Consider the following 6,630-nt stretch of genomic DNA (forward strand, 5'->3'; position numbering starts at 1 on the left):
CAAATCGATGTAGTGACTACCTATGACTACGGTGATGTACCGTCCAGCTTTGAGAATGACAAGGATGGTAATCCATTACCTGCCTTGCATGCTCCTCTAACAGGGTTTAGCATTGGGAGTCTTTTGGATGTGGAAAATACACCGGCTTCTGTGACTTCCCCTGCTGAGAATAATACTTCAGGAGACAACACGATTGGAACAGCTGATGAAGATGGTTTAACTACAATGGGGAATATAGAAAGAGGTTTGCCATACATTATTACAGTTCCTGTAAGTATTCCTTCCAACCTGACGGGGACAAAATATTTATACGGATGGCTGGACCTTAATGACGATGGAATTTTCCAGGTGGGTGAAGTGGCTGCAGCTACAACGGCGAGTGCTGCTAATACAACAATGACTTTAACTTGGACAGCCGCTCAAACATCTACAATTATTAATGGAACTCTTACTGCTTATTTAAGATTAAGGTTATCCAATTTAAATCTGTTAGACTTTACGACAGCTGCAAGCGGAGGAGCCTTAATTGATGAAAGAAGTGTTGGTAATGGTGCTACTTCTGCAGCTGTTGCTACCAACGCACCTACCGTTGCATTTGGAGAAGTTGAAGATTATCAAGTACCTGTTATTTCTACAATAAGGTATAATGATGTGATACAGGGAGGAGTGAGTATGATAGGAACTTCATGGTATTATAGTGTACCAGGTAATCCGACTGCGCCTTTAATACCAGATGTAGATGGAGATGCTTCTACAACTTGGTCTACTTCGGGAGATTTAATTTTACCTGCAGGATCAACGATTGAAAAAGTATTTTTATCAATAGAAAAAAATGGAGGCCCTAATTTCACTTCGGCAATGTTGAAAGTTCCCGGAGCGACAGCTTATACTACCTTAACAGCATCAACAAGTATTGCAGATAGAACTTCAGGTAGTTCATATGCTCAGATGATATGGGATATTACTTCAATGGTACCCACCAATGGTTATGTTAGTACAAGCGGAGGAGGTATAGGAGGTAGGTATTTTCTTGCTAGCCCCACTCCAGCACCAGTTAATATGGGTGGATGGTCTATGATTGTTGTTTACAAGAATACTAATTCTAAATTTAGACAAATTGTTATTACTGATGGATGGCAAAGTGCATTTCCAGTAGAAACCCAAATTAACGGATTGAAGATTCCTGCTTCAGGTACTGTAAAAGCTGTAGTTGGGGTTACGGGAACTTATGGTGACCGAGGTTACTCTGATTTGTTGAATTTTGGTCAGGTAGGTACTCCGCTAACTTCATTGAAAGATCCTATGACTGGGGTGACAAATGATGCATTAAACAGTTCTGTTGCATGGACTGCCAACAATAATGTATCAGCAGATGGAGGACCTGCTATATCCGGAAATTATACTGCCAGAAATCCTATTAGTGCAGGACATATTTATGGTGCAGCTGAAGCATATGAGTTTGATGCTGATATTTTTGATGCAAATGGGGTATTAGCACCTTCTTCAACACCTATCAATGTGGTTCTGCAACAACAGTCTACTGGCGGAGATGCCTTAGTAAGCGGTTCTTACTTTATTTCAGTAGATCTGGCAACACCTCCGGTGTTAACAAAAAATTTACCTGTGAATACAATAGTAGATGGCGGTATTACAAAATATATTTGGACAGTTACCAATACAGCATCTGATGCCGTACTGCAAACGATTAATTTTACTGATAATTTGCCGAGCAGCATAAAAGTAGCAGCAACTCCTAATGCATCTATTACGGGTGGAACCGGAGGTATTATTACTGCTGTTGCAAACTCGGGTGTAGTTACTATTTCAGGATTACAATTAAATCCTGGGCAAAGTGCAACGATATCGGTGGATATCACTAATGTACCTGGACAGCTTAATGCATCGTGTTCTGCTAATCCATCTGCTTTTACAAATGGTTCTTCAAATATAACAGTCCCATCAGGCGGAATTTTGGATACATCTACTATTACTCCACAATGTTTAATGGTTACAGGAGGATCAACGTATTGTTACAAACCAGGAATGACAAGTGGAACTGCTTTGGACAGTAAGGCAGGAATCACTTCTCTAAGCAGAGCCGGATCTGGGGATCCTGATAACTGGCCAATGGTTCGTAAAGGGTCTTGGATGGTACTTGAATCCAAAACAAAAGGATTTGTAGTGAATAGACTTTCATTTAATGGAGCTGGTAATCCTGTCGGAATTCCTGTTGCAGACTTTGTAGAAGGAATGATGGTATATGATACTACGAATAGTTGTCTGAAAGTGTATACATCAACAGATGGCGGAACTACATTCAGCTGGCAGTGCTTAAATACACAAGCCTGCCCGGATTAAATATTGATATAAGCTTAAGGCAAAAGTAATAGGGGTAAACTATTGCTTTTGCTGAAGCTTTTTAATTAAAAAATTACAAAATGAATAAAATAATAGTAAGTATTGCCTTATTCTGTGCCGTCCTTGGCAAGGCCCAGGTGGCCATAGGAAAATCGAATGTTACTAATACTTCAGTGTCTTTAGAATTTGAAACCACTGAAAATAGGGGGCTTATTCTTCCTTATGTAGAGGATAAAAGCGGAATATCTCAAGATGGAAGTATTATATATGACACTACAGATAAGAAAGTGAAATATCTAAAGAGTGGAAGCTGGTTTGACCTAAGTGTAGATAATACAGGCAATGTAAATCTATCTATACAAACCTCTAAAACTGAGAAAACAGGTGCAAAGGTAAGTATTGGTACCCAAACATCAACCAACGGTATTTTGGTTTTGGAAGATAGCAATAAGGCAATGATTCTTCCCAAGGTGGCAAGTCCGCACTTGAATATTATTAACCCTTCTGCCGGAATGTTGGTGTATGACACTACCGCCCGTCAGCTGGCTGTATACAATGGAACAGTATGGTCTTTTTGGAAGCCGTAGTGTAGCCATCTATTGATTTTATCTTCAACCGGGTAAGGATTGTGTTGGTTTTTCATAAGTTCTGATTCATGAATTACCACGGTTGAAGTTTTATAATATTTCTAGTTAAAAAATAGATAATATAAATACCAATAAACTTATCAAGTATGGATACTAATTTTAAAAAAATTCATATAGGTTCATTTATTAAACAAAAAACAGTTGAGCTTGAAATGGATATTTTACGTATTTGCAATTTCATGAAATGCAATTCGAACGAGGTACAGGAAATGTTTTTAAAAAATGATCTTAGTACTGATGTCTTATTAAGATGGAGTAAACTGCTCGAGTATGACTTCTTTAGATTATATTCTCAACATTTGATCTTGTATTCTCCACAAACGAGAAACAATTCTACTGATACTGAAAGAGTATCCAAGCTTCCTTACTTCAAAAAGAATATTTATACAAGGGAAATTATTGAATATATGTTGGAACTTATACACTCAGGTGAAATGACAAAACAGCAGGTCGTTGAAAAATATCGTATTCCCAAAACCACTCTTTTTAAATGGATAGCAAAATACAACAAGGAGAAAACTGAATAAGTACCTTGATATAGGAAATGTAAAATCAAAATTAGCAGACCACAGATAAAAAAATGGTTAGTTATTTCCTTCCCCCAGCTTTTAAGCCATACCGATTCTAACTACACAAATGAAAATTTTCAATTAAAATAGGGGGATGGAAATTTTAAAAAAAATAATTATGAAAAAATTATTACCCGACTATAAACTAATTTATCAGGATATGATTAAAAAAAAATATCCTCACAAAGAGATTGAATGTCGCAATATATTGAAAAAGGACGAATTGTCTATTCTGGATGTGATGGAATTGAATAAAATCATTTTTAATGCTAAAAACAGAGAAACGGATAAACTTAGCCAAAGGTTACGATCCTATGATAAAACCACAATATTAGAAATTCTTCATTATCAGAAAGTAAATAATTTGAATAATATTCAAGTCGCAAGAAAATTTAACCTTAGCAGAAATAGCATTGGTAAGTGGAAGAAAATGTTCTTCTCAGTAAATTGTTAATTTAATTTTTAACCCCCTTTAAAATTTTTTATCATGAATCATTAAGTATTACCTATCAATCACCAAACACACAAATTTATTATGAAAACAAAAACATTATTTCTTATTATGTTGGGGATTTTTTTCTCCATACTTCATGGACAGGTGGGTATCAATACCCAAGATCCGAAAGCAACTCTCGATGTAAATGGAGATGTAAGAATACGAAAAGTAGATACCTTAGCTTCTTCCCAAATTGTAAATAAGCTATTGGTACTAAATGATAACAATGTAGTGAACCAGATAGATTTTAGCCGTATACAAGTAAATATAGAGAATGCCATTGTTAAGGGAGTTGGAGGAACAGGTTTTTCACTGTTATCGATCAGTTTACTGAATGGTTGGCTCCAGGCATCTTTTCCAATACTAGAAATTGATGATGGGAATCATTATAATCTAACCCAACAGGAGTTTACCGCACCAAGTTCGGGAGTATATAATGTGCATTTTTTTTTAGAAATGGAATCCCTTCTTTCTGTATCAACCATAGGAATTGGCATTTTTAAAATTGATGGTATTTCTGGTATTCGAACATTATTAAGCGAAGAATCCTTTGCCAATGTTAATGTTTTGGGTATAGGTGTTTCACCTCCAACCAGATCTACTGAAACACTTGTAAAACTAAATGCCGGCGATAAGATAATTTTTGGAATGAAAGGAATAGCACTAGCCAATATTGGTTTGCTGGAAAATTCCAAAGCTCAGTTTTTTATTTTGCAGGTAAGATAAACCTGATTCTTTAAGTTATGATATTAGAATTTGTAAGGGGAGATAGGGCTCAGTAGGTTGTAAATACTGAGCCTTTTTTAAAGAACAAAGTTGAGTGTAATAAAAACAAAAAATGATAAGACTTCAAATGAAAAAAAATACATTTTCCAAAGTAGAATTATTGGGAAGTGAATTAGGTCAGATAGAAAAACAACTAAAATGTGAAGCGATTCATCTGCGTAGTGGTGAGTATGTTATTATTTTGAGAAAATATTGTTTTGGAATTTTCCAAAAAAGATTATACCTGTATATCTATCAAAACCGAGTGTATGACTATTATACAAGGATCGATTTAAACTGATTAAAAAAATGAGTATTTATAATCCATCAATATTATAAAAAACAAACAAATCTAAATGAAACAATCTTTTTACCTTTTAATGATATTTTGTCTTCTTGTGTCATGCGTTTCTAAAAAGAATCAGGTCATAAAGCAGAATATCCTTACATTGAAAGACAGCTATTGTAAGGCACCATTTAAATACAATTACAACAATAAAGTTCCCTCCTATAATTCCGATTCCATCCTGGCAGTGAATAAAGAACTGCAGAGAAATTTTTCTGATCAGAGTATTTTGATTCTCAATGCACTTGAAAATCTTGATGAGATTTATCAGATCATAGAACTAAAAAAAGATTCTTCAATAACCTCGCAGGTTAAGGTTTTACAGCTTAAAAGTAGAATTAACAGTAAAATCACCATTGCCCTTACGGAATTGGATGCAGTAGCAGCCGAGTTTGACTGTGAAGGGGAAAGGGTAGCACAGATTGGAAATTATGTAGATAATCTGAATAATTCCAAAAACAATAAGATGATTATTCTTTCCATTATAACTGGAGCGGTAGCATCTATTGCTGGTGGAATAATAAATGATGAGGGTTGGAGCAGTGCCGTTGATATTGGAGGCGGGGTTTTAGGAGCAGGCCTCGGCCTTGCTACACTTAACCCGAAGGGGACGAAAGTAGAGTTTGTCCACCATAGAAATCTGTTGAGGGATATCTGGAAGAATAAATTAGAATCCCCGAATTTCCCGCCATTTGTCTGGTATATGTATACAGAGAAAAGTTTTTCCAATAAAGAACAGCATTCTATTATTGGCAACATGAAAGAAAGATGGCTGCATTATCAATTTGATGATAGCAAGGAAGAAGCAGATCAGTCTGTAATTTTTAGTGATGGAGGTTTTTATAGAGCAGATGACCTTCACAATCGTTCAGCAATGCTCGATCAAATGCAGTCTGCAACAAGGACTATTAATCAAAATATCAATTATCTGCTGCTGGATTTGGATAAATTGATTCTTTAACGAATTTTTTAAGGTATTGAAGTTGATCGAAGAGATCAGAATTAAGAATCTAGGAATAAGAGAATATCAAGTTTTACATTGCTCTGCATTGTCTGTATGAAAGCTCAGGTAGCAATTGGGAAAAATGTATGACCAATTCGTCGGTATTGTTAGAATTTGCAAACACTGAAAATCGAGGGTTAGTGCTTCCTATGGATGAGAAATTAGTTAAATTTCTCAAGATGGGACTATCATTATGATAGTTCAGATAATAGCTAAGATGCCTAGAATGATACTGGTTTGATTTAAATGTATGGATAACCACAGGCAAAGCAGAAAAGGCAGGGGCAAGGAATGTTAATTGAGGAGTAGCCAGTAATTTTTTTCCGGTAAGTAGTAGAAGGATACGCCTTAAGATCGTAGAATATAATTTTAAAAAATAAAATAACTTTTGGGCTTACTATACCGCCTTTAATAGAATTATAAAAGCATGAAAATCAATAATAAAA

At 35.5% G+C, this 6,630-nt stretch carries 6 protein-coding genes; all 6 read left to right on the plus strand.

The window, feature by feature from the left end:
- A partial coding sequence (locus SCA31_RS22290; protein WP_410699248.1) for a GEVED domain-containing protein occupies positions 1–2,358 on the plus strand: 2,358 nt, incomplete at its 5' end.
- An 80-nt stretch (positions 2,359–2,438) separates the two neighbouring features.
- Positions 2,439–2,945, plus strand: coding sequence for a hypothetical protein (locus SCA31_RS22295; protein ID WP_410699249.1), 507 nt, complete (start codon positions 2,439–2,441; stop codon positions 2,943–2,945).
- A 239-nt stretch (positions 2,946–3,184) separates the two neighbouring features.
- The gene (locus tag SCA31_RS22300) at positions 3,185–3,532 is read left to right on the plus strand and encodes a hypothetical protein (RefSeq protein WP_410699250.1); all 348 of its coding nucleotides are present in this window, start codon (positions 3,185–3,187) and stop codon (positions 3,530–3,532) included.
- Between the two features lie 160 nt (positions 3,533–3,692).
- Complete coding sequence (locus tag SCA31_RS22305; RefSeq protein WP_410699251.1) at positions 3,693–4,028, plus strand: helix-turn-helix domain-containing protein; 336 nt, start codon at positions 3,693–3,695, stop codon at positions 4,026–4,028.
- 81 nt (positions 4,029–4,109) lie between these two features.
- A complete protein-coding gene (locus SCA31_RS22310) occupies positions 4,110–4,796 on the plus strand; it encodes a hypothetical protein (protein WP_410699252.1) in 687 nt (228 codons plus the stop codon).
- Between the two features lie 395 nt (positions 4,797–5,191).
- On the plus strand, positions 5,192–6,142 hold the full coding sequence (locus SCA31_RS22315; protein WP_410699253.1) for a hypothetical protein: 951 nt from the start codon (positions 5,192–5,194) through the stop codon (positions 6,140–6,142).
- Positions 6,143–6,630 lie beyond the last annotated feature (488 nt).

Source organism: Chryseobacterium sp. SIMBA_028 (assembly GCF_046535285.1).
In the GTDB taxonomy this organism is placed as follows: domain Bacteria; phylum Bacteroidota; class Bacteroidia; order Flavobacteriales; family Weeksellaceae; genus Chryseobacterium.

What these genes read in the sequence shown, in the direction of transcription:
- SCA31_RS22310 (WP_410699252.1), top strand. Translation starts at nt 4,110, where the DNA reads ATGAAAACAAAAACATTATTTCTTATTATGTTGGGGATTTTTTTCTCC.
- SCA31_RS22300 (WP_410699250.1), top strand. Translation starts at nt 3,185, where the DNA reads ATGAAATGCAATTCGAACGAGGTACAGGAAATGTTTTTAAAAAATGAT.
- SCA31_RS22295 (WP_410699249.1), top strand. Translation starts at nt 2,439, where the DNA reads ATGAATAAAATAATAGTAAGTATTGCCTTATTCTGTGCCGTCCTTGGC.
- SCA31_RS22305 (WP_410699251.1), top strand. Translation starts at nt 3,693, where the DNA reads ATGAAAAAATTATTACCCGACTATAAACTAATTTATCAGGATATGATT.
- SCA31_RS22315 (WP_410699253.1), top strand. Translation starts at nt 5,192, where the DNA reads ATGAAACAATCTTTTTACCTTTTAATGATATTTTGTCTTCTTGTGTCA.